24 protein-coding genes are annotated in these 25,150 nt (G+C 32.8%); 3 read left to right on the top strand and 21 right to left on the bottom strand.

Annotation, left to right across the window (positions count from 1 at the left end):
• Window positions 1-41: 41 nt before the first annotated feature.
• From vraR to map, 5 genes are all read right to left on the bottom strand, one after another.
• Window positions 42-671, bottom strand: coding sequence for a response regulator transcription factor VraR (vraR, locus tag ISP08_RS04725; RefSeq protein WP_048793242.1), 630 nt, complete (start codon window positions 669-671; stop codon window positions 42-44).
• A complete protein-coding gene (vraS, locus tag ISP08_RS04720; protein WP_061855636.1) occupies window positions 661-1,704 on the bottom strand; it encodes a sensor histidine kinase VraS in 1,044 nt (347 codons plus the stop codon). Before vraS ends, vraR begins: the two co-directional genes overlap by 11 nt.
• On the bottom strand, window positions 1,701-2,402 hold the full coding sequence (gene vraT, locus ISP08_RS04715; protein ID WP_048793244.1) for a cell wall-active antibiotics response protein VraT: 702 nt from the start codon (window positions 2,400-2,402) through the stop codon (window positions 1,701-1,703). Before vraT ends, vraS begins: the two co-directional genes overlap by 4 nt.
• A 16-nt stretch (window positions 2,403-2,418) precedes the next feature.
• Window positions 2,419-2,805 carry a hypothetical protein gene (locus tag ISP08_RS04710; RefSeq protein ID WP_048793245.1) on the bottom strand — a complete coding sequence of 129 codons (387 nt, stop codon included), beginning with the start codon at window positions 2,803-2,805 and terminating at the stop codon, window positions 2,419-2,421.
• A 106-nt stretch (window positions 2,806-2,911) separates the two neighbouring features.
• Window positions 2,912-3,664 carry a type I methionyl aminopeptidase gene (gene map, locus ISP08_RS04705; protein ID WP_195719461.1) on the bottom strand — a complete coding sequence of 251 codons (753 nt, stop codon included), beginning with the start codon at window positions 3,662-3,664 and terminating at the stop codon, window positions 2,912-2,914.
• A 158-nt stretch (window positions 3,665-3,822) separates the two neighbouring features.
• Between map and ISP08_RS04700 the strand changes: the two genes are divergently transcribed.
• Window positions 3,823-4,809 carry an FUSC family protein gene (locus ISP08_RS04700; protein ID WP_195719462.1) on the top strand — a complete coding sequence of 329 codons (987 nt, stop codon included), beginning with the start codon at window positions 3,823-3,825 and terminating at the stop codon, window positions 4,807-4,809.
• A 69-nt stretch (window positions 4,810-4,878) separates the two neighbouring features.
• On the opposite strand, the gene gatD is transcribed toward ISP08_RS04700, so the two are convergent.
• Window positions 4,879-5,595: a lipid II isoglutaminyl synthase subunit GatD gene (gatD, locus tag ISP08_RS04695; RefSeq protein WP_195719463.1), complete on the bottom strand. Its 717-nt coding sequence runs from the start codon at window positions 5,593-5,595 to the stop codon at window positions 4,879-4,881.
• 1 nt (window position 5,596) lies between these two features.
• Window positions 5,597-6,907: a lipid II isoglutaminyl synthase subunit MurT gene (gene murT, locus ISP08_RS04690; protein ID WP_195719464.1), complete on the bottom strand. Its 1,311-nt coding sequence runs from the start codon at window positions 6,905-6,907 to the stop codon at window positions 5,597-5,599.
• Window positions 6,908-7,078: 171 nt separating this feature from the next.
• Between murT and ftnA the strand changes: the two genes are divergently transcribed.
• The gene (ftnA, locus tag ISP08_RS04685) at window positions 7,079-7,579 is read left to right on the top strand and encodes an H-type ferritin FtnA (RefSeq protein ID WP_048793250.1); all 501 of its coding nucleotides are present in this window, start codon (window positions 7,079-7,081) and stop codon (window positions 7,577-7,579) included.
• A gap of 199 nt (window positions 7,580-7,778) precedes the next feature.
• The gene (locus tag ISP08_RS04680; RefSeq protein WP_048793251.1) at window positions 7,779-8,333 is read left to right on the top strand and encodes a 3'-5' exonuclease; all 555 of its coding nucleotides are present in this window, start codon (window positions 7,779-7,781) and stop codon (window positions 8,331-8,333) included.
• A gap of 4 nt (window positions 8,334-8,337) precedes the next feature.
• On the opposite strand, the gene dinB is transcribed toward ISP08_RS04680, so the two are convergent.
• The 14 genes from dinB to purB form a co-directional block, all read right to left on the bottom strand.
• Window positions 8,338-9,408 carry a DNA polymerase IV gene (gene dinB, locus ISP08_RS04675; protein WP_195719465.1) on the bottom strand — a complete coding sequence of 357 codons (1,071 nt, stop codon included), beginning with the start codon at window positions 9,406-9,408 and terminating at the stop codon, window positions 8,338-8,340.
• A gap of 130 nt (window positions 9,409-9,538) precedes the next feature.
• A complete protein-coding gene (locus tag ISP08_RS04670) occupies window positions 9,539-10,090 on the bottom strand; it encodes a DUF3267 domain-containing protein (RefSeq protein WP_195719466.1) in 552 nt (183 codons plus the stop codon).
• 147 nt (window positions 10,091-10,237) lie between these two features.
• Window positions 10,238-11,599: a 23S rRNA (uracil(1939)-C(5))-methyltransferase RlmD gene (gene rlmD / locus ISP08_RS04665; protein ID WP_195719467.1), complete on the bottom strand. Its 1,362-nt coding sequence runs from the start codon at window positions 11,597-11,599 to the stop codon at window positions 10,238-10,240.
• A gap of 75 nt (window positions 11,600-11,674) precedes the next feature.
• Window positions 11,675-12,592 (bottom strand): diacylglycerol kinase, encoded by a 918-nt coding sequence (locus ISP08_RS04660; protein WP_195719468.1) that lies wholly within the window; start codon window positions 12,590-12,592, stop codon window positions 11,675-11,677.
• A gap of 187 nt (window positions 12,593-12,779) precedes the next feature.
• A complete protein-coding gene (gatB, locus tag ISP08_RS04655) occupies window positions 12,780-14,207 on the bottom strand; it encodes an Asp-tRNA(Asn)/Glu-tRNA(Gln) amidotransferase subunit GatB (protein ID WP_048793256.1) in 1,428 nt (475 codons plus the stop codon).
• 12 nt (window positions 14,208-14,219) lie between these two features.
• On the bottom strand, window positions 14,220-15,677 hold the full coding sequence (gene gatA, locus ISP08_RS04650) for an Asp-tRNA(Asn)/Glu-tRNA(Gln) amidotransferase subunit GatA (protein ID WP_195719469.1): 1,458 nt from the start codon (window positions 15,675-15,677) through the stop codon (window positions 14,220-14,222).
• Window position 15,678: 1 nt separating this feature from the next.
• Window positions 15,679-15,981 (bottom strand): Asp-tRNA(Asn)/Glu-tRNA(Gln) amidotransferase subunit GatC, encoded by a 303-nt coding sequence (gene gatC / locus ISP08_RS04645; RefSeq protein WP_048793258.1) that lies wholly within the window; start codon window positions 15,979-15,981, stop codon window positions 15,679-15,681.
• 229 nt (window positions 15,982-16,210) lie between these two features.
• A complete protein-coding gene (locus ISP08_RS04640) occupies window positions 16,211-17,422 on the bottom strand; it encodes a CamS family sex pheromone protein (RefSeq protein ID WP_048793259.1) in 1,212 nt (403 codons plus the stop codon).
• A gap of 12 nt (window positions 17,423-17,434) precedes the next feature.
• Window positions 17,435-19,441 carry an NAD-dependent DNA ligase LigA gene (ligA, locus tag ISP08_RS04635; RefSeq protein ID WP_195719470.1) on the bottom strand — a complete coding sequence of 669 codons (2,007 nt, stop codon included), beginning with the start codon at window positions 19,439-19,441 and terminating at the stop codon, window positions 17,435-17,437.
• Between the two features lie 3 nt (window positions 19,442-19,444).
• Window positions 19,445-21,640, bottom strand: coding sequence for a DNA helicase PcrA (gene pcrA, locus ISP08_RS04630; protein ID WP_195719471.1), 2,196 nt, complete (start codon window positions 21,638-21,640; stop codon window positions 19,445-19,447).
• Window positions 21,637-22,329, bottom strand: a complete 693-nt coding sequence (pcrB, locus tag ISP08_RS04625; protein ID WP_195719472.1) for a heptaprenylglyceryl phosphate synthase — start codon at window positions 22,327-22,329, stop codon at window positions 21,637-21,639. Before pcrB ends, pcrA begins: the two co-directional genes overlap by 4 nt.
• 131 nt (window positions 22,330-22,460) lie before the next feature.
• The gene (locus ISP08_RS04620; RefSeq protein WP_244138710.1) at window positions 22,461-23,144 is read right to left on the bottom strand and encodes a M15 family metallopeptidase; all 684 of its coding nucleotides are present in this window, start codon (window positions 23,142-23,144) and stop codon (window positions 22,461-22,463) included.
• A 245-nt stretch (window positions 23,145-23,389) separates the two neighbouring features.
• Window positions 23,390-23,692 (bottom strand): YerC/YecD family TrpR-related protein, encoded by a 303-nt coding sequence (locus tag ISP08_RS04615; protein WP_048793263.1) that lies wholly within the window; start codon window positions 23,690-23,692, stop codon window positions 23,390-23,392.
• A gap of 119 nt (window positions 23,693-23,811) precedes the next feature.
• Complete coding sequence (gene purB / locus ISP08_RS04610; RefSeq protein ID WP_048793264.1) at window positions 23,812-25,107, bottom strand: adenylosuccinate lyase; 1,296 nt, start codon at window positions 25,105-25,107, stop codon at window positions 23,812-23,814.
• Window positions 25,108-25,150: the final 43 nt, after the last annotated feature.

Here is a 25,150-nt window from a genome sequence, read left to right as displayed (position 1 = left end):
CCTCAAGCAGCGCTAAAGCTGTTTGAGGTGTTTTTATATTCTTATTGAATTAAATTATGTTGGAAAGCGTATATAACAGCTTGTGTTCTATCTTGAACTTCTAATTTACTTAATATATTACTAACATGCGTTTTTACTGTCTTGATGGTAATGTGAGAGGCGCTAGCAATTTCTTGGTTAGAATAGCCTTTAGCAATGAGTAATAAAATTTCCATTTCTCTTTCAGTTAACATCTCATATAATTCTGCACGTTGTTTCATACGATTTCGCATTTTCACTAAAACTTCTGCTTCAAAAACAGATTCATCATTTTGTGTTTTACGTATTGCTTCTGCAATGTCTTTTGCACTCGTTGTTTTTAAGATATAACTATCAACACCAGAGTCTAAAGCACGATACACTTCATTATCCTCAATGTAACTTGTTAACATTACAACTTTGATATGTGGTAAATCTTTTTTTACTTGAGCAGTAGCGTCTACCCCATCCATATCATCCATCAATAAGTCCATTAAAATTAAATCGGGTTTTAATTCATGCGCTAATTCAATCGCTTCTTTACCTGACTTTCCTTCTCCTACTACTTCAATATCTGGTTGTGTTGATAAATAACTTGATATCCCAATACGTACCATTTCATGATCATCAACAAATAAAACTTTAATTGGCATCCAATTCCTCCTTGTCTAATGGCGCTTTCACTTCTATTCTTGTACCTGAATCGGGTAGAGAAACAATATGGAATGTTGCACCTATTTCTAATGCACGTTCACGCATATTTTTTAAACCATAACTTTGTTCAGTATTTTCATCTACATTAAAACCTATACCATTATCTTGTACACGTAGTAATAAGTAATCGGCTTGATTAAATAGCTCTATTGTAACTTTAGTTCCTTTTGAATGACGTAATGTATTAGAAATCGCTTCTTGCGTTATTCTAAACAGATGATCTTCTATACCTTTTGGTACTGAAAAATCTTCAATATCATGTACGACTTTCATCGGTACTTTTTTCTGTAAATCTGTTACTAAGTCTTTAATCCCTTCACCTAATGACTTATCTTTTAGGCCAATAGGTCTTAAATGTAAGAGTAAAGCTCTCATTTCTAATTGAGAATCTTGCACCATTTTTTCTAAAGTTGGTATTTGTTGATCTAATGGCGGTGCGAGTTCGGTTTCTTTTATAGCGGACAACATCATACTAGCAGCAAATAATTGCTGACTCACGGAATCATGTAATTCTCTGGCTAGTCTTTGACGTTCGTCTTCAATAATTTTCTTAACTTTTACGTCATTTATATTATATGATTCATTCGTTAAGTTTTGTGTCTTCATTCTAAGTTTATGTACTTCTTGATTTAAAGGTACAAGTGTATGGTATAACTCAATAGTTTCGTTGTACAGTTCTATGTCTTGATCATTTACACCGACCGTTTGCCCTTCTATTGAGCGTTCTATTTGGCGCTGTAGCCAATGATTTTGTTGATTAATCTTATAAGCTAACACCGAACCCACTATAATACACAAAAATATGATCAATAAATTTAAAAATAGAAACACTGGTATCCCAAATATTTGTGTATAAAACATACCTTGGAAGTACATGATATTAACAAATACTTTGTCTATAAAAAAAAATGCAATTAACGTACTGTATACTAATATCAACATTGAACCTATAGCTCTTATGTAGTGATTCATTTATAAATCACCTCGACATCCCCTATAAACGTTGAAAGATAAATATTTACAGTATAATTTTCTTCTTTTGTCTTTTCCACAATTTTAATGTTTGTATTTTCAACTTTATAAGATTGTTCGTTTATATAAGCATTCCCATATAAAGCAGTAAAGTGAAAATTAATATTATAGTTTAAAGGAACGACTATTTGTGTACGCCCTATAAGATGTCTCACGACGATCGTGTTGTTTTCTTTAATGTTGGCTGCTTTGGTCATGTCAATGTATACATCACCAATGCCATGTTGAATTTGTAAGTCTTCCCATTTATAAACATATACCGGCGTACGTTGTTCTCCAAACCACTTTTGTTTAATGAATTCTGGAGATTCAACTTCTTCCTCTGAAGCAATAATCTTGAATGGTTTAAATTTATAAATTAAATATCTAATAATCAAGACGATTAAAAAGATAAATAAAATGATAATCGTATATTTATTTGATAGTAGGGTAAATGCTATGAGCAAAGCCCCTATCCAGAAAGATAACAAACCTCTTACTTTATGAAAATATACATATCCTATATAAACCAATATGCACCCAAGTAATAGCACAAGTAGAAAGCCAATTTTCTCAAAAAATATGTAGTAAAAATTGGCTATAATCATTAATGCTGTAAAAATTATTAACATTTCTGTCGATATATATTTGTGTGTCATGATTCGCCACCCTTCTTTAAGCGACTAAACTTATGCGTTCGATAAAATCACATTCAGTTTCTGTATTGATTTTTTCTTCGGCTTGTTGTGATAGATCTGCTTCAATACGTGCATAGTCTGCTTCCATTTTATTAAGCATTGCTTTGATTGAATCGATTTCATTGTTTTTAATTTCTTGAGCACAATTCACGTGTGTGTAATCTATCATATCGATGTATTTATTTTCTAATTTTAGTGTCAAGCTGTCAATCATATTACGAATTCGTTCTTTTTTCTCGATTAGATAAGCTATATAATTTTCGATGCTTTCTAATTTTAAATCTAATTTTTCTTTGTATGATTTTAAACCTATTTCATATGTGTTTTTACAAATGTCATTTAAATATGTCGTTATATAGTTCATGAAACCACCTCATCATTGATTAGGTTTCATTATAAAAAATTACCGGAACCATTTTAATAGGCTCCGGAACCATTTTATATTAGGACTTTAGACCTAACATTGAAAGTTAATCAATTTTGGTAGTTAATAATGGGCCGTCTTTTGTAACGATAACTGTATGTTCAATTTGTGCAACAAAACTTTTATCTTTCGTTTCAAATGCCCATTCATTTTTACCTTCTGATACATATGTAGCATTTGATGAAATAAATGGTTCAACAGCTAATACTGTACCTTCTTTAAGTAAAGTTTTATCTTTAGGGTCAAAATAATTCATTACATGGCTTGGTGCTTCGTGTAATGATTGACCGACGCCGTGCCCAGTTAAATTTTTAATAACTGTAAGATTATTTTTGCGTGCTGTTGCATGGACTGCTCTACCAATCTGGCTTAATTTAGTGCCTGGTTTAACTTTTGTCATTGCAGCTTCGAATGCTTCTAATGCAACATCACACACTTTTTGTTTTAATGGATTATCAGCTTCGCCGACTACAAATGAAATACCTGTATCAGCATAATAGCCATTTTTAAGTGCAGATACGTCAATATTAACTAAGTCGCCCTCGCGAATTACTCTTTTACCAGGTATGCCGTGAGCCACTTCTTCATTTACGCTAATACAAGTTTGTCCTGGAAAGTTTTCATCATGTATTGGGGCAGAAATGGCACCATGTTGTTCAAATAAATCTTTAGCAATATCATCAAGCTCTTTTGTAGTAATTCCTACAACTGTAGCTTCTTGCATTTTGTCTCTAACGAGCGCACAAATATAACCAATATCTTTCAAAGCTGCTAATTCTTCTTCTGTTTTAACAATCATTTTATCCCGTTCCTTTTTAAATAATTTATCTTAATTATTATTATAGCAGATTTTTTTGTTATAATAATAGACAGTATTTAAGCATATATAGTTTAACATTATCGTATTTTAAATTACACACATTAACAATAACTTAATTACAAAATGGAGATTTTCTTATGAATGATAAATGGTATAAAAGAATAGTCGGTGCTCGGACTTTAAAAACTGGCTTAGCAACATTTTTAACGGCCTTATTTTGTATGCTGTTAAATCTCAACCCCATATTCGCTATATTAACCGCGGTTGTTACAATAGAACCTACTGCAAAAGCCTCCATAAAAAAAGGATATAGACGGTTACCTGCAACTGTAATTGGCGCATTATTCGCAGTATTATTTACATTTCTTTTTGGAGATCAATCTCCATTCTCTTATGCATTTGCTACCACATTTACAATTTTAGTTTGTACTAAATTAAACTTACATGCGGGTACAACAGTAGCAACATTAACTGCCATGGCTATGATTCCCGGTATACATGAAGCATATATCTTCAATTTCTTTTCACGACTATTAACGGCAGTAATAGGTTTAGGCACAGCAGCATTAGTTAATTTCATAATTTTACCGCCTAAATATTATGAACAAATCGAAAATTTATTACGTGATACTGAAGAAAAAATGTATGCTTTATATAGCGAAAGAATGCAAGAATTATTATTAAGTCAATTTAAATCAGAATCTTCGATAAAAAAATATAATAAATTAATAATAGCGACACAAAAAATCGAAGCCTTATTATCTTATCAATCCGACGAATTATCTTACCACAAATATGACGAAACAGATTGGATTAAATTTAAAAAATTTCAAACTTTAGCAACTACAGACAGATTATTTATTTCGCATCTATCGAACATTATTTATTTACCTAAAAAAACAGTTGTTTATTTTGATAACAATGAAAAATTGGCAATACTTAAAATAGCTAATAATATTAATCAAATTATTGCGACTGGTCATTTCGAAAGAGAAAAGAAAAGTGCCTCAATATTGAAAAACTCCGTTAAATATCTAGATGAATTTGACGCACATCAACTTAAAAGTCATATCATATATGAGATATTATTAATTTATCGTATTCTAGATGATAGATACGCTTAATTACTATATTAATTAACTAAAAAGCCAATCAACGTATTTAATATTGTTGATTGGCTTTTTTATATTTATTTACTTTTTAACTCGGTCTACGATTACTTGTTTAGCCGCTTCTTCGATTTCGTTATCGACTTTTACAGGTTCAAATGGTATACCCTTACGTTCGCAAGCTTTAGTTAATAGATAATCAGTAAGCTCATGGTTTTTCGGTAAAATTGGACCATGTAAATAAGTACCCAATAAGTTTTTGTAATGAATACCTTCTTTGGCATCATTATCATTATTACCAAAACCGTGAGTAACATTTCCTAATGTACCAAAATCATGATACGTTCTTCCACCATGATTTTCAAATCCTACTATAGTACCGAATGTTTCGCTTTCAATAACGATGTCTCCAGTCAATCTATCTTTTTGTGACTTAGTATAAAAGTCTAAAATATTTAGCCCTTCTAACTCTGTACCATCTGGCGTAATATATTTACTACCTAAAAATTGGTAACCACCACAAATAGTTAAACCAGGCATACCATCTTCTATCGCATCTTTTAAAATTGTTTTAATTTTACTTAATTCTTTAGTAGCAAGTGATTGTTCTCTATCACTTCCACCGCCGATAAAGAAGATATCGCAATCATCTAGTGTAATTCCTTCGGTTTCATTAATATCAATAACATTAACTTTTATATTTCTAAGTTTAGCTCTTTGACGGAGGGCAATGATATTACCTATATCACTATATAAGTTTAGTTTATCTGGCATAAAATGATAGATATTTAATTCATTCATACTATTTGTCCTCCTTAAATGAGCGGTTTAATTGATCTAACATTGGCGATAAAGAGGTATAGTTTGGTATTGCTACAGTGAAGCTATTATAGTTCATTGATAGTGCAGTTGCCTTATAAATATCTTTCTCGACAATAACTGGCACTTCTACTTCGGCTAATTTTAATCGTAAATGTAGTTCTTCAGCTCTTGTACCTGTAACAATAATGGCTTCTATAGATTGTCTAGAAAGCTTTTCAAAATCGGCATCATAAATCCAAGAAGTGTCACGTCCATCAGCAGCATTGTCATTTAAGCTTAAGACATAGACCTTATTGCCTTCAATTTGTTCACCAACTGATAGGCTTGAATTCATACCAGCAGGATTTTTAGCGAGATTTATCATGGCTTCTTTTTGGCTATTTTTGAAGTACTGCATTCTTCCATTATGTGAAGTATAAGATTCAAAGCCTTTACGAATGGATTCATCAGATAACCCTAATTCTTTTAATACTGAATATGCCGCTAAGGCATTATAAGCATTAAAATCACCGGCTATTTTCATATCAAATTTGGCGTTATTAACTTCCATATCTATGAATGGTGATAAATTAAAGTTCGTGACTTCGTATTTAGGTTGTTCTCTTTTGAATCCACATTCACAATGATAATGTCCTATTTGATTATAGTGAATATAATCATAATGTAATAAGCGACCACAGTTAGGGCAATATTTACTTTCATTCATCGTACTTTGCTCGAATTCATGTACATGCTTTTGCATTCCATAGTATAAAACATGCTCACTAGCTATTTTTAATCTACTAACAAACGGATCATCAGCATTTAATAACAGCTTTATGCCTTTATTACTAATAGCTTGAGCGATATTATTTACCATAATATCAATTTCGCCAAAACGGTCCATTTGGTCTCTAAAGAAGTTAGTAAACACCATCATGGTAGGTGTTACTTCGTTTAATACTCTAGGGATACTCCCCTCATCTATCTCGATGATTGCTATTTTTGTATTCTTGTTATTTTGAACAATAAATGCTGATGTAATACCAGCAGCCATATTGGCACCTTCATTATTATGTATAATATCAATATTATTTTCTTTTAATGTGTAGCCAATTAAATTTGATGTGGTTGTCTTCCCGTTGGTACCACTTATAAATACTATTTCATCTACAGTCGTAGCTAAATTTCTTAATATATTTTTATCTAATTTTCTTGCAACTTGGCCAGGTAAATCAGTACCTTTTTTACCTGCTGCTCTACTAGCTTTACGTGCTAGCTTTGCCAAAGTTTTAGCTGTCCAATGTCTCATAATTAACCTCCCTAAATTACTCGCACAAAATATTATAACACGTCTTTTTTTCTTTCTATAGCATTCTCAATTAAAAATATTGAATCTATTCCAGATTATAATAATTATTATTTACTAATGAGAATAGATTTGCTATACTTATATCAACCAAGTATAGGAGGCCTGTTACTAATGTTAAATAAAGAATTATTAAATGCATTAAATGAACAAATGAATCATGAATACTATGCAGCGCATGCATACATGGCTATGGCAGCTTACTGTGATAACCAATCTTACGAAGGTTTTGCTAATTTCTATATTCAACAAGCTAAAGAAGAACGTTTCCACGGTAAGAAAATCTATGACTATATCAATGACCGCGGTGAACACGCTGAATTTTCAGCAATATCTGCACCTAAATCAGAATTTAGCAGTATTTTAGAAACGTTTGAAGATGGCTTAGCTCAAGAACAAGATGTTACACGTAGATTTTATAATTTATCTGATATTGCAAATAAAGATAAAGATTATGCTACAATTTCATTCTTAAACTGGTTCTTAGACGAACAAGTAGAAGAAGAATCTATGTTTGAAACACACATCGACTATTTAAATCGTATTGGCGATGATCATAATACTTTATATTTATATGAAAAAGAGCTTGCTGCACGCTCATTTGATGAAGAATAAATTTAATACATGCTTTAGTTAGTAATATTTATTAAGGTTGAACTTAGGTTATAGATTACGCTTATATCTCTATATAAGTATTTTATCTTGCCTATGGTCATCCTTATTTTTTATTATATAATAAAAGTACTTGATGCACTCGAAATATGGTAAAACAATATTTGTTTTATCATCTATTTTTATGAAGGGAAGTATTGTAATGTCTGAAAATGCATTTGTAGCATTGGACTTCGAAACAGCTAACGGTAAGAGAACAAGTATTTGTTCTGTAGGAATGGTAAAAGTAGTAGACCATGAAATTGTCGAAACTTTTTATACGTTAGTTAATCCTAATGATTATTTTTCACAACAAAATATAGCCGTTCACGGCATCCATCCACAAGATGTAGAAGCATCCCCTACTTTTACAGAAGTTTATCCATACATGTTAGATTTTATTGATAGCTTGCCTGTAGTAGCTCATAATGCTGCTTTCGATATGAACGTACTTCATGAGAGTATCAAATCATGTGGTCAAGAGACGCCGAGTATGACTTATTTTTGTTCGCTTCAATTAGCACGTCGTACTATAAACAATCACCGTTATGGCTTAAATCATATGATGCAATTTTATAATTTAGATTTTCACGGGCATCACGATGCTTTAAATGATGCAAAAGCTTGCGCGATGATAACATTTCGCTTGTTAAAGCATTACGATAATTTAGCAACGATGCTTAACGTATATGGAAAACAACTGAAAGACAAAGATTAGCCGTTTACAAGTAATCATATATTGTCATGTTTTCATAAGTGGATTTTTCCAAATTCCCTACCGTTACGCCTACTAATCTTATTGGAATCTCTGGTTCTTTAAGGTCTGTATATAATGCATATGCAATATTATAAATATCCGTTTCTGAACGTACAGTTTCTCTTAAACTTTTTTGTTTTGAAAAAGTTTCAAATTTGTACGTTTTTATTTTTACTGTGACTGTTTTTCCTGATTTTTGTAAATTAGCGAGTCTAGTCGCAGTCTTTTCACTTAATTCCCAAATTTTTTGTAATATTTGCTCGTCGTCATTAACATCAGTAGCAAATGTACGCTCTGTCCCTACCGACTTACGTATGCGCGTTTGCTTAACTGGATTATGATCAATCCCACGCGCTTTATTGTATAAGCCATGCCCTCTTTTCCCAAATAATCTAATTAATTCTCGTTCACTTTGATTGTACAAATCTTGGCCGGTGAATATGTTATTATCATGCATTTTTTGTTTTGACGCCTTACCGACGCCGGGAAATTCCCCTATATCTAAATTCATTAAAATATCATGGACATTATTGTAGTCAATAACAGTTAACGCATTGGGTTTATTCATGCCACTCGCTAATTTAGCTAGAAACTTATTATACGATACACCTGCAGAGGCAGTTAATCCAGTTTGCTCAGTTATATCACGACGTATATATTGTGCAATATGCGAAGCTGGCAAATCTTGTCGCACGAGGTGTGTAATATCTAAATAGGCTTCATCCAAGGATAATGGCTCTACAATCTCTGTATAGCTTTTGAAAATTTCCATTATGATATTTGAGGCTTCCTTATAAGCTTCAAATCTTGGTGTGACATAATAACCATCAGGACACAATTTATGGGCTTGTACCATTGGCATAGCTGAATGCACGCCATATTTTCTCGCTTCATAAGACGCTGTTGAAACTACACCTCTACCGCTGGCCTTACCGCCAACAATAACAGGTTTTCCTTGCAACTTTGGATTGTCTCTCATTTCTACTTGTGCAAAAAAATAATCCATATCAATATGAATAATACGTCTCTCTCCCATTTAGATTCACCTCCCTCAGATAAATTTTCATTTAACTTAAGTATACTACTGCCTTTTATAGTTCTAAACAAAAAATCTCCAAAATGTGTTAACGACACTTTGGAGTTTCTTTATATTTTAATGTTTTACGTTATTTAGATTCTGTGTGCATTTCGACAGGCGATTGTGTGTAATAATAAATACCCTGTTCAGTATTTTCCACGTATTTAACATTATTATTTAGTAGTCCAATCGTAAAATATAAATCAAATAGACAATATCCAATATGGAAACTACTGATAAAAATAATTGATGAATAAGATAAAAACGTAAAGGCTACAATTAATAAAAATGTTAAGACAACTAGTGGCGCTAACATAACGAGTATATACTGCCATTTTTTATAATACGTCTCGGGCATATGTGTTGAAATTAATCCATAATGGTAACGATATGAAGGTTTTGCTGAATTTTTCGCAAAAACTCTAAACAATATATTGTGTATTAATTCATGTATAATAACGACACCAACCAGACCTAAAATGCCATAAATGACATTAAACAATATATCTTGTTCAATGATATCTGTATATAAGTAAGCTATTTTATACGAAATTAAAATCGTCATCATTACAATAGCTATTTGTAATATCACAAAACGTTCCATCATTTTTTTATTATCAAACAAACTAATTTTAAACACAATATATCCCTCCTAACGTATTTATCAACTATTTATACTTTGATTATAGATAGTGGAGAAATAAAATTCAATCGAATATATTGCCTGTAATCCAATTTTAATAAACCTAGTTATTCTGCAATATTTTACATACTTTGAAATATTTCATTATTTCAATTCAAACAAGGCAACTGTTTCAACGTGTGTTGTTTGTGGGAACATATCGACTGGTGTAATCTCAATCAACTTATATTTTTCTTGTAACATTGCAGCATCTCGTTGTTGAGTTGCAGGGTTACAAGAAATGTACACTATCTTTTGTGGCGTTAAAGTAAGTAAAGTTTGAATAAAGGATTCATCGCACCCTTTTCTAGGTGGATCCACCATGACAACATCTGGCTGAATTCCTTCTTGTTGCCATTTTAATATAGTATCCTCAGCCTTGCCACAGACAAAAGTAGTATTTTCTAATTGGTTTAAAGTCGCATTTTGCTGCGCATCTGCAATCGCTTCGGGAACAACTTCTACACCGTATACGTGTTTAACTTGTGAAGCCATTGATAAACTAATCGTGCCAATCCCACAATAAGTATCTAAAACGATTTCGTCACCTGATAATTGAGCATAATCAATTGCAAGTTGATACAATTTTTCTGTTTGTGCAGAGTTGATTTGATAAAATGAACGATCACTAATTTTAAAAGTAACTTCAGACAAGCTATCTTCTATCTTATCTTTACCATATAACGTGATTGATTCATCTCCCATAATTACATTTGAATGCGTTTTATTTATGTTTTGTTTAATGTTTGTTACGTTAGGAAATGCTTTTAACAATTTTTCAATAATTGTTGGAGCTTGTTTGAATTTTTTACCGTTTGTTACAAAAATTATCATTAAATCATCACTGTGATAGCCAGTACGAATGACAACGTGACGCATAAGCCCTTGCTTTGAACGTTCGTTATAAATACTTACTTTTAAGTCATTAAATAATTGTTTTACGACATTCATCACTTGTTGATGTTGGTCATCTTGTATCAAACATTCATCCATATCAATAATGTCATGACTACGTTGTCGATAAAAACCCATTTTTACATTTTTGTCGTGACTTAAACCTACCGGGATTTGAGATTTATTTCTATAACGCCAAGGATTATCCATACCTACCGTATCGTTAATCGTTGTTTCTTTAAAATCACCTTTACGATGAAACAAATTAACGACTTGTTCTTTCTTCATTGCGAGTTGCGCAGGATAACTCATATGTTGTAATTGGCATCCCCCACACTTTGTGTAATAAACACAAGGCGGTTCAATTCGTTCCTTACTCTCTTGTTTTACATTCATTAATTTACCAATTGCAAAATTCTTTTTAACTTTGATAATTTTATATTCAATTTTCTCGTCTATTAATGCATTAGGTACAAAAATTGGATAGTTATCAATTTTGACGACGCCATGGCCTTCATGCGTTAAATCAATAACTTCACCGTCTTTTATGTCATTTTTTTGAATCGTATTCAACTCATTCACTCCAAATTAAAAGAGGTTAGGTTGCAATGATGTTGTGACCTAACCTCAAATGATGATAATTTTTACTTATTGCTCCGTTAATTCTTCATTTTTAACATCTTTCGGTGTAAATACTTCTATATGTTGTTTCAAGTTTAAGAAATTACCTGGTAGCTTTCCGCCATATTCTCCATCTACGTTCAATTGCATATCTGTAAAAGAAGATATATTTATTGAGCTTGCTTTCTCATAATGTACTTTAGGATGCTTTGTATGTTCCCCACGAGATGCCAATGTCATAATATGACCTAATTCAGCTAGATTTGCTTTTTCCACTATGATTAATGTGAATTTACCGTCATCTAATTTAGCATCAGGAACTAGCTTTTCAAATCCAGCCATTGAATTTGTTAAACCTAATAAAAACAACATTGCTTCCCCTTGAAAGACTTCATCATCATATTCAATTCGAATATCGACGGCCTTCATTTGGGGTAACATTTCAAAACCTTTAATGTAATATGCAAAAGGTCCGACAATTGATTTTAATTTACTAGGCGTCTCATAAGAGACTTGTGTTAATTGACCACCTGCAGCCAAATTAATAAAATAGCGACTGTTCATTTTACCTATATCTACCTTCGTAGTGTGTTGATCAATTATTACATCAATAGCACTCATAATGTCGCTAGGTAAATGTAAGGCACGACCAAAATCATTAACTGTTCCCATTGGTATAATACCTAATTTAGGTCTGTTAGGTTGCTCTGCAATACCATTCACAACTTCATTCAACGTACCATCGCCACCTGCAGCGATTAATACATCATATTGAGCTTCAAGAGAACGTTGCGCCTCAATTGTAGCGTCACCTATTTTTTCTGTTGCATATGCACTTGTTTCAAATCCTGCTTTTTCTAATTTTATTAGTACATCTGGTAACGTACGTTTAAATAGCTCTTTACCAGAAGTTGGATTATAAATTATTCTAGCTCTTTTTCTCATAGTTTATCCCTCAACTTAGTATACTCATAATCTATATTAAAGTATTTGTAGTTCAGTTGAAAGCATTTAAATTATTCAATTTAATAATGCGCTAACTTTTTAATACAATAAGTAACCTGCAAGCAACATAAATTGCTTACAGGCATAAGATTTAAACTTTAATAATGTTAAATAACGCACTTAATGTTTAGCGTTTGTCTAACTCTTGTTTTAATAGTTGATTAACTAGTTGTGGATTGGCTTGACCTTTTGAGGCTTTCATAATTTGACCAACTAAGAAGCCCATTGCTTTGCCTTTACCATTTTTATAGTCTTCTACTGATTGTGGATTATTATCTAAAGCTTCATTAACAAATTTTAGTAATGTAGCTTCATCAGAGATTTGTACTAAACCTTTATCTTCCATAATTTGTTTAGCGTCTCCACCGTTTTCAGCAAGTTCTGGGAATACTTTTTTCGCGATTTTACTACTCATCGTACCGTCTTCAATCAATTTAATCATACCTGCTAAGTTTTCAGGTGTTAATTTTGTATCTTGAAGTTCGATTTGATTTTTATTTAAATACTCGTTAACGCCACCCATTAACCAGTTTGATGTTAATTTAATATCAGCGCCTTCTTTAACTGCGCCTTCGAAGAAATCAGACATTTCTTTCGTAAGTGTTAATACGTGAGCATCATATGCTGGTAAGCCATATTGCGAAACGTATTTTTCTTTTCTTTCGTCTGGTAATTCTGGAATTGTTTGACGTACACGTTCTTTCCATTCTTCATCAACGTAAAGTGGTACGATGTCTGGCTCTGGGAAGTAACGGTAGTCGTCAGAACCTTCTTTGACACGCATTAAGATTGTTTTACCGTTTGATTCATCGAAACGACGTGTTTCTTGTAAGATTTCCCCACCATTTAAAAGTTCTTCTTCTTGTCGTTTTTCTTCATACTCTAAACCTTTACGTACATAAGTAAATGAGTTCAAGTTTTTCAATTCAGCTTTAGTTCCGAATTCTTCTTGTCCATATGGACGTAATGAAATGTTGGCATCACAACGTAATGAGCCTTCTTCCATTTTACAATCAGAAACACCAGTATATTGAATAATAGAACGTAATTTTTCTAAATAAGCATACGCTTCTTGTGGAGAACGGATATCGGGTTCAGAAACAATTTCAATTAATGGTGTACCTTGTCTATTTAAGTCTACGAGTGAATAACCATCTTTGTGCGTTGATTTACCCGCATCCTCTTCCATATGCAAGCGTGTGATACCAATACGTTTTGTTTCACCGTCTACTTCTATATCTATATAACCATTTTCACCAATCGGTTGATCAAATTGTGAAATTTGGTAGGCTTTTGGATTATCTGGATAGAAATAGTTTTTACGGTCAAATTTAGATTCTGTTGCGATATCCATATTTAAAGCCATAGATGCTCTCATTGCCCAATCAACAGCTCTTCTATTTACGACAGGTAAAACACCTGGGTAACCAAGGTCTATAACATTCGTGTTTGAATTTGGTTTAGCACCAAAGTGTGCTGGTGATGGAGAAAACATTTTTGAGTCTGTTTTTAGTTCGACGTGGACTTCAAGTCCGATAACTGTTTCAAAATGCATTATTTCCACTCCTTATAATTTTTCGTATTTATCATGAAAGTTAAATTGTGTTTCATATTGATAAGCGACACGATATAACGTTTTCTCATCGAATGGTTTACCAATGAACTGTAAGCCAATTGGGCGATTATTTGAAAGTCCACATGGTACTGAAATACCTGGCAAACCAGCTAGATTTACTGGAGTAGTTAATAAATCATTCGCATACATTGTTAATGGATCGTCAATTTCCTCACCAATATTAAACGCTGTTGTAGGAGCAGTTGGTCCGACAACAACATCATAATCTTCAAAGATATTATCAAAATCATTTTTAATTAAAGTTCTAACTTTTTGAGACTTTTTGTAAAATGCATCATAATAACCAGAACTTAACGCAAATGTACCTAAAAGGATACGACGCTTAACTTCTTCGCCAAAACCTTCACTTCTTGACATTTTATATAATTCTTCTAAAGATTTAGCTTCTGTTGAATGATAACCATATCTAATGCCATCGAAACGAGATAAGTTTGATGATGCTTCAGATGATGCAATAACATAATATGAAGGTATACCATATTTCGTATTAGGTAATGAAACTTCATCTACTGTTGCGCCAAGTGATTTTAATGTTTCAACTGCATCTTTCACTGCAGATTTAACATCTTCTGATACACCTTCGCCTAAGTATTCTTTCGGTAATGCTACTTTTAATCCTTTAATATCTTGGCCGATATCAGCTGAATAATCAGCATCAGTTACAGGTGCGCTTGTAGAATCATTTTCATCTACACCAGTAATAGCTTCCAATACTAAAGCATTATCTTTAACATTACGTGTTAAAGGACCAATTTGGTCTAATGAAGATGCAAACGCTACTAGTCCAAAACGTGATACGCGACCATATGTAGGTTTCATGCCTACAATACCGCAATAAGCTGCAGGTTGACGGATTGAACCACCAGTATCTGAACCTAAACTAAATGGTACTAAGCCTGCTGCAACTGCTGCAGCTGAACCACCTGAAGAACCACCAGGTACTGCAGTATGATCGAATGGGTTAACTGTTTTTTTATAATAAGATGTCTCTGTAGAACCACCCATTGCAAATTCATCCATGTTTAACTTACCGATTAACACTGCATTTTCATCTTTTAATTTATTCATCACAGTTGATTCATAAATCGGTACAAAGCCTTCTAACATTTTACTTGCACATGTAGTTTCTACACCTTCAGTAATGATGTTATCTTTGATACCCATAGGAATACCAAATAATTTACCTTCAATTTGGCCTTTAGCTTGTAACTCATCAAGTTCTTTAGCTTTTGCTAAAGCATTCTCTTTGTCTAATGCAAGAAAAGATTTGATTGTTGGATCTGTCTCTTCGATTGCATCGTATATATCATTAACGATTTGAGACGGTGTTATTTCTTTATTTTCAATTAGTTTAATTAGGTTTTCCACAGATTCGTAACGGATGGTCATTTTAAGCGTCCTCCTCATTCATGATAGATGGTACTTTAAACTGTCCATCTTCCGTTTCTTTCGCATTTTTTAATGCAAGCTCTTGAGGAATACCCTCTTCTGCTTTGTCTTCACGTAATACATTTTGTAAATCTAGTACGTGATTTGTGGGTTCAATATCACTTGTATTTGCAGAATCGATTTGATTAGCAAAATTTAAAATTGTTTCTAATGTTTCTTGCATTTCAGTCGTTTCATCTTCAGAAATTTGAAGTCTAGCTAAATTAGCTATATGTTTAACTTCTTCACGTGTAACTTTAGCCATTATATTAAAAAGCCTCCTTTTACTCATTCACTACAAAATTGTATCAAAATTTCATCCAAAAATCTAAATTTTTCGTTAAAAATCATTGATTATTCAATCTATAATACTTCGCATGACCAATTTTTTATATTTAGATGACTTCATACCTTCATCATAGAATATCTTTATATTTTAATATTAAAAACACGTTGTCACAAATTTTATGCGACAACGTGTTTTTATAATATCTTTAGTTACTATTAGTATAAATGTGAACTTTTGGTTCGTCTTCGTCTTTTGATTTACTAATTAATGCTTTTGGATTATTACCATCTTTGATATGAATTTCATATTCGTCTATATCACTAAAGTATTTATCCGCTTGTTGCGTTACATACTGTGTAATACCGATTGTTTCTGCTTTACTATAATAATCAATCGGTAAATCAACCGACAATGATTTTGCTTTTTTATTTTCAAACTTCACTGTTCCTACCGCTTGCGTAAAGTTATTGAAATAAGATTGGAGATTGTCGTTAAATTGCTTAAAGTTATTATTTAAAGTTTCGTCTATATCTCCCGCTTCATCAGACGGTAATAATACAGATTTTTGGCTAATGTTTTTCCATTCATTAATACGTGTCTTACCTTTTTCAGCAGTCGAACCTGCAACAAACTCACCAGGGATAATTGCGTTCTCTCCAGATTGTTTATAAATTGCAAAATGAATTGGAATATCTTTCAAATCTTTATTTTCTCTTAATCTTGATAAAATTTCACTAGCCATTTGTTTACCTTGCTTTTTAATTTCTTTATCATCTAACTTTTTACTAAAGGTATCTCCATCTTTTTCTTTTTGATAGTAGTATGTACCATTCATAGCTAAACCGATTGTCATACCTTTAATATTTTTTCCTTTAGTATCGCCTTTATCATAAAAATCTTGTTCTAAAATATTTGATAAATACGCAGGAGAATTTTTAGCTATTTTTTCAGGGTCTGTTTCACCATTATGTGAAGGGTTTAAACCTAAATTTTCGTTAGCGTTTTTATCTTTACGTTCAGAGCTACTCATTTTATCGATTTCGGCTTTAGTATATTTCGGTTTTAAATAAGCGTTCGTTGTATCTTTATCTAAATATTGCCCATCTTGATATAAGTAGTCTTTAGTCGGAAAGACTTGTTTACTCAAATCTAACAATCCATCTTCGAAATCTTCACCATTATAACTATTTGCCATATTATCTTGTAATAATCCACGACTTTGACTCTCTTTAAACGGCAAAATCGTTCTGTAATTGCTGCCTTGAACATTTTTATCTGTAGCAATTTTTTTAACAGAGCCCGAATCATTTTTCGTAGATTGTTTATCGTTAGATGAGTCTTTCTTGTCATTGTCATTAGTGCCACATGCTGATAATAAAATTATTGCGGATAAAATTAAAATTAACGTCCGTTTCATGCAAGATCCCCTCTAATTAGAAATTTCATTTTGTTTATTTATAAAATCATCTTCAGACCATACTGTCGTGCCAAATTTCTCTGCTTTAGTTAATTTAGAACCCGCATCCGCACCTGCGATGACTAAATCAGTACGTTTAGTCACACTGTTAGTCACTTTAGCACCTTGCAATTCTAACCACTCAGCTGCTTCATTTCTAGTCATCTGTTGTAATTTACCAGTAAGTACAATCGTTTTATCTTTAAACTCTGGGTGACCTTCTATATCAGAAGTTCTTACTCCCTTATATTCCATATTAACATGCTTTTGTCGTAATTTATCAATTAGTGAGCGAATATCGTCATTTTCTAAATAAGTAACGATTGATTGTGCGAGTTTATGTCCAAAATCATGAATACTAACGAATTCTTCCTCGGTAACTTCAAAAAGACGCTCAATTGAGCCATATTTCTCTGCTACGACTTGGCTTGCTTTCACACCTAAATGTCTAATGCCTAACCCAAATAACAAGTTTTCCAATGAATTTCCTTTAGATTGCTCAATTGCCGACAATAAATTTTCTACTTTTTTCTCACCCATACGCTCTAAAGGTAATAAGTCTTCCTTAGTTAAATAATAAATATCAGCAACGTCTTTAATTTTATTATTATCATATAGTTGATGAATGATTTTAGTCCCTAATCCATCGATGTTCATAGCTTGTCTTGAAACAAAGTGTATTAATCCTTCTACCAATTGCGCCTGACACTTTGGATTGATACATCTTAAAGCAACTTCTCCTTCGATTCTGACTAGCTCATGGTCACAGCTTGGACAATGTGTTGGCATATGATATGGAACCGCATCATCTGGCCTTCTATCAACGATACTGTTTATCACTTCTGGAATAATGTCTCCCGCTTTCTTAATAACGACACTATCACCGATACGTATATCTTTTTCGTGAATTAAATCTTCATTATGTAATGAGGCTCTAGAAACTGTCGTTCCAGCCACTCTAACTGGTTCTAAAATCGCAGTTGGTGTAACGACACCTGTACGTCCGATACTTAATTCAATATCTAGCAATTGCGTTACAACTTCTTCTGCAGGAAATTTATAAGCGATTGCCCATCTTGGTGATTTTTGTGTATAACCCATTTCTTCTTGTTGTGATAAATCATCAACTTTTATTACGATACCATCAATGTCATAAGGTAATGATTCACGCTGGGACGTCCAATATTCTATATAATCTAATACTTCATCGATATTATTTACTTTTCTGCGCTCTTGATTCGTTTTAAATCCTAAGTCATCTAATTCTTTCAGCGCATCGTTTTGACTATCTGCAGCAAAGTCAGTAAAGTCATTTACACTATATAAAAATACACTGAGTTTACGTTTAGCGGCTAATCGTGCGTCCAATTGTCTTAATGACCCTGCCGCAGCATTTCGTGGATTCGCAAATGGTTGTTCTTCATTTTGTTCTTTTGCTTCATTTAACTTAAAGAATGAAGAACGTGGCATATACGCTTCGCCACGTACTTCGAATGTTAATGGTTTATTAATCTTTAAAGGGATTGCATGGATAGTCTTTAGGTTTTCGGTTATATCTTCTCCCGTTGTCCCATCTCCGCGCGTAAGCCCCTGAACAAATCTACCATTTTCATACTTTAATGAGACTGCTAACCCGTCAATTTTCAGCTCACACATATATTTAATATCACCAATTTGCTCACGTATACGTTGGTCAAACTTACGCAAATCTTCTTCGTTAAAGGCGTTCCCTAAACTTAGCATTGGCGTATCGTGATTTACTTTTTCAAATGTAGATTGAGCCTCTCCACCTACACGAACGGTTGGGGAATCTGCTGTTTTGTATTCAGGATGTTGTGACTCTATGTCTATTAACTCATGTAATAATTTATCATACTCGCTATCAGGTACAGATGGATTGTCTTTAACATAATATTCATAACTGTATTGATTTAACAGTTTATGCAATTCATCGACGCGCGCTTGAATATTTTCAGCCATATATTATTCCCCCTTTTTTTCAATTGGTGCAAATTGTGCTAATAAACGTTTAGGCCCCTCAGATTTGAAAATAATGTCTAATTCTACTGAACCATTCTTCTCTGAAACATTACTTACCATACCTTCGCCCCATGATTTATGGATAACTTTATCTCCAACATTCCAAGTTGTGTTGTTTTGTTGCTTGCTAGATCGAACCTGTTTACTAAAGCCTCTTTTTTGCGGTTTTTTAGTTGCACTATTGAATTTCGTCGCAGCTTTACTTGTACCTTTTACATCTTCTAATAAGCTCTCAGGAATTTCTTTAAGGAAACGAGACGGTAAATTGGATTGAGAACGTCCAAATAACATTCTTGAAGTCGCATGCGTAATATATAATTCTTCTTCAGCTCTTGTAATCGCTACATAGCAAATTCTACGTTCTTCTTCCATTTCATGGTCATCATCGCTTTTGATTGCTCTGATATGTGGGAACAATGATTCTTCCATACCCATAATAAAGACAATTGGAAATTCAAGACCTTTAGCAGAGTGCATTGTCATTAATGTTACGCCATTTTCTATTTGTGCTTCATCTATATCTGCAACTAGCGATAAGTCTGTTAAGAAATTAATTAAAGACTGCTCTTCTAAAGGCGTATTTTTTTCATAATCTTTAGGAACTGACATAAATTCATCTATATTCTCAAGACGACTACGTGATTCTAATGTTTGTTCTTTTTCTAACATCTCTCTGTAACCAGATTTTTGCATTATTTCTTCAACAATCTCACTGATTTCTAAGAATTCTTGTTCTTTAATTAAATTTTGGATGAGCTCATAAAAATTAATACATTCTTGCGTTACTTTTTTTGATAAACCAATAAAATCAACTTCACCTAAAGCATCAAACATACTAATATCATTATCTACAGCATATTTTTGTATTTTTTCTACTGAAGACGGTCCAACACCTCTTTTAGGAACATTGATAATACGTTGTAAACTAATGTCATCATTACTGTTAGCCACTATTCTTAAATAGCTTAGAATATCTTTAATTTCTTTTCTGTCATAGAACTTTTGTCCACCAACCATTGTATATGGAATGTTTGATTTCATAAACGTTTCTTCAAGTACACGTGACTGAGCATTCGTACGATAAAGTATAGCCATATCTTTATATTTTTTATTATTTTTTTGCTGCTTCATTATTTCTTTCACTACGTATTCCGCTTCATCACGTTCGGTCATAGCTTCATAATAATGTATTTTTTCTCCTTGTGTGTTCCCCGTCCATAATCCTTTCGGTTTACGTTCAGAGTTATTTTTAATCACTTCGTTGGCAGCAGTTAAAATCGTTTTTGTTGAACGATAATTTTGTTCTAAAAATATTGTTTTAGCTTCAGGATAGTCTTCTTCAAAAGATAAGATATTTTGAATGTCAGCGCCACGCCAACCATAAATAGATTGATCAGAATCTCCAACTACACAAAGATTTTTAAATTTACTTGCTAATAATTTAACTAACGTATATTGTGCTTTGTTCGTATCTTGATATTCGTCAACATGAATATATTGGAATTTATTTTGATAATATTCTAAAACTTCTGGCACACGTTCAAATAAATTGATTGTCGTCATGATTAAATCATCAAAATCCAATGCTTCATTACGTGATAATTGACGTTGATAACCTCTATACACAGTTGCTACCATTTGTGAATGGTAGTCATTCGCTTCTTTTTGAGCGTCTTCTGGCGTTTTCAATTCATTTTTCAAATTACTTATTGCCCCGATGAACATTCTTGGTTCAAAACGTTTACTATCAATGTTCTCTGATTTCAGTACATCTTTGATTACTGATTTTTGGTCTGTTGGGTCGATAATTGTGAAATTACGTTCAATGCCAATTCTATCCGCATCACGACGTAAAATTCTTACACACATTGAGTGAAAGGTAGACATCCAAATAACTTGGGCTTCTTCACCCACTAAAGTTTCAACTCTCTCTTTCATCTCGCGCGCAGCTTTATTCGTAAAGGTAATGGCTAAAATATTATATGGAGACACACTTTTCTCGTCTAATAAATAAGCAATGCGGTGTGTTAGTACACGAGTTTTCCCCGAACCTGCACCAGCCATAATTAATAATGGTCCTTCTGTATTTCGTACCGCTTGGCTTTGTTCATCGTTCATTTTATTTACTAACGCATTCATTTAGGTAACTCCTTTATTTTTACTGTTTTTAATGCTTTTTTAATATCTTGATATATAACGTCACCCACAATTATTGTATCGGCAAATTCTGCCATTGTGCGGGCAGATTCATAACTGTCAATGCCCCCGCCATAAAATAATTGAGTTTCAGTTAACATATTAGCGGCAGCTTTTACCATATCTATGTCACCATATTGACCACTGTATTCTAAATACATAACGGGTAATTTATACATTTCGTTTATCATTTGTGCATAGGCTTCAATATCATCAACTGTTAAATCTGTCTTAGCTTGTGTCTTTTGTGCGACCTTACTGTCTGGATTTAATACGACATAACCTTCAAATACTACTTCTTCAAAATCTATGACATGACCAAATTGTTTCAATGCATCTAATAAAATACCATTATGATATGTAACATCTTGACTATTCAATACTGTCGGTACAAAGTAAAAATCAAAACCGGGCATTACACTTTCCACATTTGAAATTTCTAACGCTAATGGTAAAGGATATCTTCTAACACGACTCATTAATTGAATGACATTATCTTCTGTCACATTGTCCGTCCCACCTATTATAATGGCATCGGTATTAGACATACACAGTTGCTCTAAATCCTCATCACTAATGGATTTTGCAGGATCTAATTTAAATATATGTTTCCACTCTTTAACGTTATACATTATTTGTTACTCCTCCATATCGCATACATATGATTATATCATTTTTATTATTTGAGTTCTAAAATTGACGCAAAAAATCACCTTAATATTTAAGGTGATTTTCTACTTTTTTACACTATTTCAATTATTGTTTAATTTGGTAAATTGTAATACGTTTCTAAATTAGTATGTTCGCCATTAATAATTTCCGCTAAATCTCGTCCTACATATCTGATATGCCAAGCTTCATAAGAATAGCCTGTTTCTTTTTCTTGTCCTTTTGGATAACGAATAATAAAACCATATTTAGGTGCATGTTGCGCTAACCATTTACCTTCTTTTGATTTTCCAAAATCCTTTTTAAAGTCTTGCATAGGTGCATCGGTACCAACATCAAAGGCTAAGCCTGTTTGATGTTCAGAATGGCCAGGAACGGCTGTATAGTGTTTAGCTTGATTCTTGCCTTCTTCTTTAACAAATTTCTTCATAATGTCTTGCTGATCTTGGTAACTTCTATAACCACTACGGAATTTCAAATCAACATTGTCTTTCTTAGCTTTTGCTAGTAATTTGTTTAATTGTTTTTTGGCATGTTTATCTTCGCCCGGTTTATGAGAAGGCGGTAATGTATAGTGTTTATTTACTATAACATGACCATTTACTTTCGTTACACCATGTTCTTTTGTAATGATTGGTAACGCGTTTTTCGGCTTAACTATTTTATAATTTAAGGCTTCCTCGTCTCTATCATGACGCGTAAACAAAAAGCAACAAATAAACACAATAAAACTAATTATTACAACAATAGTAATGCCTCCGAAAAATTTCTTTTTCACTACCATTAACTCCCCTTCATAACTCTAAATCGTATATTTATTATTACACTATAAACATTTTAATAATTATAATAATTGCTAACAATTATTATACGAAATCTATCATATTAAACAAGCGTTTTGATTAAAAATAAAAACTGAGAGCACACCTAAAAGAGTGCGCTCCCAGCTTAACAATAATAAATATGATTATTTATATAAAAATCAACATGTTTTAAACTTTGTTATCTTATAACGAAAGTTGATTAGTCAGTAGTTTCAATATTCATACGCTCTAATATCATGGTATATGCGTCGTTGCCCCATTGGAGTGATCTTTTCACGCGTGAAATCGTTGCAGTCGACGCACCAGATTCTTGTTCTATTGTCGCATACGTATAACCTTGCTTTATCATCTTAGCAACTTGTAATCTTTGAGATAAAGATTGTAGCTCATTGACAGTGCATAAGTCATCAAAAAATTGATAACATTCTTCACGTGTCTCAAGAGTCAATATCGCATCAAATAATTCATCTAACGCTTGTCCTCTTAATTTTTCAATTTGCATAAAAAACAACCCCTGTATATTTCAATTTAATCCAATTTTAACGTACTAACGCATTAAAGTGTAGTAATTTCCCTTGAAAAAATCAAAATAATCTCAAAAGCTTACTAAAAGAACTGATATTAGGCTAATCCTGCTCTTTCAAAAATAGTATCTACTTGATTTAAATGATGTTTAGGATCGAAACAATCATCTAATTCTTCAGAAGTTAATAAATCAGTAATATCACTATCTTGTTCAACTAATTGTCTAAACGGTGTTTTAGTTTCCCAAGATTCCATCGCTTTAGGTTGTACTTTGTCATATGCTTCTTCACGGACCATACCTTTATTAATCAAGGCTAATAATACACGTTGAGAGAATATTAAACCAAACGTCTTGTCTATGTTCGCAGACATATTATCTTCATAAACAGTTAATCTGTCAACGATGTTAGTAAAGCGATTTAGCCCATAATCTAATGCGATTGTAACATCAGGCAACATGATACGTTCTGCAGATGAATGAGAAATATCTCTTTCATGCCATAGCGGAACATTTTCGTACGCTGTTGTAATATATCCTCTAATGACACGTGATAAACCTGTAATATTTTCAGAACCAATTGGATTACGTTTATGTGGCATAGCTGATGAACCTTTTTGTCCTTTGGCAAATGCTTCTTCTACTTCGCGTGTTTCTGTTTTTTGTAAGTTTCGAATTTCTACGGCAAATTTTTCCATAGAAGTAGCAATTAATGCAAGCGTTGCGATGTAGTATGCATGTCTATCACGTTGTAAAGTTTGTGTTGAAACTGGTGCCGCATCAAGTCCTAAACGTTCACAAACATGGGCTTCTATTTCTGGTGGAATATTAGCGAATGTACCTACTGCACCACTCATTTTACCTACTTCGATTTCTTCTCTAACACGTTTAAAACGCTCTAAATTACGTTTCATTTCAGTGTACCAAAGTGCCATTTTCACGCCAAACGTTGTTGGTTCGGCATGCACGCCATGTGTACGCCCCATCATTAATGTATATTTATAATCTTGAGCTTTTTTAGCTAATACTTCGATAAAACGTTCTAAATCTTTTTCAATAATTTCGTTTGCTTGTTTAATAACATAACTTAATGCAGTATCAACGACATCTGTTGAAGTAAGACCATAATGCACCCATTTGCGTTCTTCTCCTAGTGTTTCCGATACTTGACGTGTAAATGCTACTACGTCATGTCTCGTTTCCTGTTCGATTTCTTGCGCTCTGGCAACATCTACTTTAGCATTGTCACGTATTTTTTGTACGTCTTCTTGTGGTATATAACCTAATTTACTCCACGCCTCACAAGCCAAAATTTCTACTTCAAGCCATGCTTCATAACGGTTTTGGTCTGTCCAAATGTTAGACATTTCTTCTCTAGAATAACGTTCAATCATTTTATTAAGCTCCAATCATTCATATTTTTATATGTTACAAACA

Origin of the sequence: Staphylococcus lloydii (genome assembly GCF_015775975.1) — a bacterium.
GTDB classification, from domain to species: Bacteria; Bacillota; Bacilli; order Staphylococcales; family Staphylococcaceae; genus Staphylococcus; species Staphylococcus lloydii.
Note: the sequence above shows the minus strand (reverse complement) of the source record. Positions and strands in the feature narration are given on the sequence as shown.